Consider the following 3,943-nt stretch of genomic DNA (forward strand, 5'->3'; position numbering starts at 1 on the left):
TACTTTTTCATTAGTAATTAAGGATGATGAAGGCCTAAATATAGTTGCGATTCCAGAGGCGCCCTACGGGCTTACACAAAATTCTTGACGATACCGAGGTGCCCTACGGGCTTACACAAAACTCTTGACAGTACCATTTCCCATCGTCAAAAAGACAATTGATACATTATTTTAACACTTTAAAATGACATGAACATGTTAAATAGAAGCTGTCAAAGGGGGGTTACTTGTTCGTGTTAGACCAACTGTTGTACCTGCTTTGACTTTGGCCACTAAATGTGAGTGATGAAGGATTTCTTCTTTTTGATCGTAAAACAATAGCCGGTTCAGAGTCTTTCATGTATTGGATGACCAGCACAGCTGGCAAAATGTAACCGAACGTTGCTTGTATAATAGCGACTGCTCTTGACCATCCAAATGGGGTAACGTCGCCATAACCTACAGAAAACAAGGTCAAGACGCTAAAGTAAAGGGAAGTGGTCACTCGATCAAACCAATGCTTACCTTCAAGAGTACTCGTCTCATAATGATCTACCACCGGCCCCAAGTCCGTTATGTCCAGTAAGATGTAAATGACAGCGAATGTGACTACCACATTGGCATAAAACAGCGCCAATACAGTAAAGTTGTAGATCATATTTTTCCGATGTTGACGAGGAAATACATTAAACATAGACCAATTAACCCCATTCTATTCTTGTGTTTATTACATGTTATACATAAGTAAGGCTTATTAGAAGGATATGTTTTGTCTATTAGTTCTCATCATTTACATTGATTTGTGGGAGTGGAATAGTCGGTAGCGGAACGGTTTGACCTTCATACAATTGCTGCTGATTGCTATGCCCTTGGCTTCCTCGGAAATAATATTGAGGGATTCCTCCAGGTATAATATCGATCGAAACGGGTACTTCCGTTTGTACGTGGGCTTCAACCGCAGTAAAAGGAATCACAATACGTACATCAGCCTCCACAACAAGTCTTGATACAATTGCAACTGTATTGATTCCGGCCTCTTGCATTTCAAGATAAATATCAGCCCTGGCAGCCCCGATGGGAACCATTCTAATGGGGACATTTGGTCCGTACTGCGCCAAAATATTGCTGTCCAGCGCCTGACCTAATGGTACACTGATCGGCTCCTCTTCAAGCCCAATCAAAATCTCGTTGGCCCGGTCAGTGGCTGCGGTAACCAGTCTGGCATGAAATAGACGGTTAAAGGCAATAAATTGCAAATCCCCATCTTCATTTTCAATGAATGAATACAATTCGCATACGTTTTTCCTATTTCTTTTAGTGTCGGTTCCAAATTATGTTCCACAAACCAAAACAACAAAACTCCCGATATTATCATGAAGAGAAGAATGCTGAGAAAGAGTATCCTTATTTTCAGCCGGCCTTTAGTCCTTTTTTTGCGTAAATCTTTTATTGTTTCACTTTGATGCTTATCTGTTTCATGTTGAGTATACTCTTTGTATTGTTGATAGATTTCATTTTGTTGTACATTCTCGGATTGATCACGGTTATGTTTGGAATCTTTTTCATTGTCCAAACTGATCACCCCCTCCATGCATGTATATGCGACAAGGATTGTCAATATGGAGGGTTGGTCAATTTTTCTTTAGTTCGAAGAAAGCCAGTACTTTCGCATAAAAGAAAAGTAAAAGTGATAAAGTAGGTCTCTATTTTTGGAAAGGGGGTATACCGAACATTTCCGTTTTTTGATTGTTAACGGCTGATCTTATATGGCTTAATTGTAAATGTCCTTAAGGTAATAAGGATGATCATCACGGTAAGGCTGAGCCATCCAGGGACATAAGGAAACCGAAAAATAATGCAATGACTAAAATCTAACAATTTCGTGTTGAAGGGAAATAGTTGGAACACGTCTGTTTGTTGTTTTTTAGCTTCAGGTTATGTTGCTGCCCTAAATATATAAATCATTAGTTATTTGGACAGTCGGAAATAGATTGAAAATAGTAATATAGGGATCTGTTTAACCAGAGTTAAAAAAACCAGCTCTTTTCATTACTGTTTACTAGAAAAAAAGCTGGTTTGAGGTCAGATTTTTAAGTTGAAACGAATAATCCCTGCTTCCTTGGCAGAGAAAAAGGCAATGATCAGCAACGGCCCGGCTATAAGACCGATCACCCCCAAAAAGTAGAAACCTAAGTAAATCCCGATCAACGTAGGCAGCGGAAGCAATCCGATTTGATCTCTTAGGACTTTGGGTTCTATTGTGCGTCGGATCGTTAACAGTACCACGGCCAAAATTAATAATTGTATGCCTGTATGAGTGTCTCCTGTAATTAGATTAAACAGACTCCAAGGTGCTAAAATCAAAATTGAGCCAATTAAGGGAATAAAGTCGATAATCCAAATGATCCTTTAGGGACATTATTGTACAAAAGTAATATTACATAGAATTTTAGCGTTATGACTGTAATATTTGCCCGTCAGGGCAAACCCTTAATATTGTACTACCACCCGTGAAGGATATTGCCAATATAAATCTGATCCACAGTTTTGCAAGAATTGCCCGATGCTCTCACAATGTACTCAAAGTCGAGCATACAAAAATTATTCATCGGCATATCTGGCATGATTTTCTGGACGAGGTAGAGCATTTGAGGCATACCAATGAAAATAAAGAAATATACGCAATGCGTAAAGAAACAATTGAACGTGTATTTGCTGATTTAAAGGAAAAACATGGCATGCGTTGGAACCTAGGGGGTTAGAAGTAAAACATGATACAGACGATGCTTGTTTTTGTTCCCATGAATTTAACAAAGCTGGCCGCGTGGAAGTGGAGAACCAACTGTTCTCCTTATTTTTTTGCCTTTAAGTACAGAAACCTCTCCTAAACCTTTCGGTTCAGAAGAGGTTTTTTGCAGTCTGAAGTGATAAATCTTAAATGCTTTATCACTATTTTCGCTTTATTTAAGGAAATATCGGCATTCCTAAGACAAAATGGGCAAATAGAATACCTATGATCATGAGTATCACGCCCCCAATCAGCCCATTAAGCGCTTCTTTGATGGGATCGTGGGGTGGAGGGGTGCTTTTCCTCTTATTGTTCTGTCCACTATCCATACCCTTCAACACTCCTTTGAACTAATTTATTTGGTATACAAAGGAGAGTTGTTAAAATAAATCGACCCGTATTTTATCCAGATGACCCATTCCCATTTTTTCTTAAGGATGGGAATGAAGGAGCGTAAATAAATAATATGCCTGTTTAGCAATGAGTAGATATGCCTAAAATCAAACAGCAAAATGAAGTTACTGATACATCTCAATTCAATTGTATTAATAGTTAATGTCATTATATGATTTGTGAAATCTAATTCATACAGAACTGGAGTCTCTAAGTTAAGGGTATCTATTCCTATATGATGTCAAGGAAAAAGAAAAGATATGAGTGCAATAACAAGAATAACTTTTATCCAATTCACGATCTTCAACCTCATTTTAAATCATCGTATAACTTTTTTATTTATTTTTAATCCAACGTTTTTTTATCGGTTCCATAATGTTTCATACTTGAATCAATTTCATAAATCTGAGCCCAACGGTCTCAAGGGATTTTATGAATAAAAAAAAGGAGTACCTCCCCAAATCTCGAATAGAGTAATTGTCCAAGAAAACTCTAGAGATTGGGGGATGACTCCCTATGTCTATTATACGACAAGGAAGTCTTTTTGACCTGCAAGAATTATACAATCTTGAACCCCCCCATCGTTTTGAAGCTGTATTTTCAGCAATTGATATCGACCCTATTTTAGCTATAGTCAGTAAGAAGTCGTGTTACGGTGCTCCTGTTCAGCTGAATTATCCTGCGATGATTTACTCCCTTGTGGCAAGAATTACTGAGCGAATCCCGACGATTAAAGATTTGGTTCAACGTCTCAAACACGATTACATCTTTCGTCTTGACTGT

At 38.1% G+C, this 3,943-nt stretch carries 4 protein-coding genes and 2 pseudogenes; 2 read left to right on the plus strand and 4 right to left on the minus strand.

Going from position 1 to position 3,943, the window contains the following annotated elements:
• Positions 1-223 precede the first annotated feature (223 nt).
• The 3 genes and pseudogenes from J2S00_RS19650 to J2S00_RS19660 form a co-directional block, all read right to left on the minus strand.
• Entirely contained in the window at positions 224-637 is a 414-nt protein-coding gene (locus tag J2S00_RS19650) for a potassium channel family protein (RefSeq protein WP_307343988.1), read from the minus strand.
• Positions 638-755: 118 nt separating this feature from the next.
• Positions 756-1,268, minus strand: coding sequence for a sporulation protein YunB (locus J2S00_RS19655; RefSeq protein WP_307343991.1), 513 nt, complete (start codon positions 1,266-1,268; stop codon positions 756-758).
• A 793-nt stretch (positions 1,269-2,061) separates the two neighbouring features.
• Positions 2,062-2,385 (minus strand): annotated as a pseudogene (locus J2S00_RS19660) (AI-2E family transporter); the annotation flags it as partial.
• Positions 2,386-2,489: 104 nt separating this feature from the next.
• On the opposite strand from J2S00_RS19660, the gene J2S00_RS19665 reads away from it, so the two are divergent.
• Positions 2,490-2,741 carry a transposase gene (locus J2S00_RS19665; RefSeq protein ID WP_307343994.1) on the plus strand — a complete coding sequence of 84 codons (252 nt, stop codon included), beginning with the start codon at positions 2,490-2,492 and terminating at the stop codon, positions 2,739-2,741.
• A gap of 202 nt (positions 2,742-2,943) precedes the next feature.
• Here the strand turns inward: J2S00_RS19665 and J2S00_RS19670 are convergent, their stop codons facing one another.
• On the minus strand, positions 2,944-3,096 hold the full coding sequence (locus J2S00_RS19670; RefSeq protein WP_307343997.1) for a hypothetical protein: 153 nt from the start codon (positions 3,094-3,096) through the stop codon (positions 2,944-2,946).
• Positions 3,097-3,676: 580 nt separating this feature from the next.
• Here J2S00_RS19670 and J2S00_RS19675 point away from each other — a divergent pair.
• Positions 3,677-3,943: pseudogene (locus tag J2S00_RS19675) on the plus strand (IS5/IS1182 family transposase); the annotation flags it as partial.

The sequence above is a fragment of the Caldalkalibacillus uzonensis genome (assembly GCF_030814135.1).
In the GTDB taxonomy this organism is placed as follows: domain Bacteria; phylum Bacillota; class Bacilli; order Caldalkalibacillales; family Caldalkalibacillaceae; genus Caldalkalibacillus; species Caldalkalibacillus uzonensis.

Excerpts from the sequence above, each read along its gene's own strand:
- J2S00_RS19650 (WP_307343988.1), bottom strand. The coding sequence starts at position 637 with ATGATCTACAACTTTACTGTATTGGCGCTGTTTTATGCCAATGTGGTA.
- J2S00_RS19670 (WP_307343997.1), bottom strand. The coding sequence starts at position 3,096 with ATGGATAGTGGACAGAACAATAAGAGGAAAAGCACCCCTCCACCCCAC.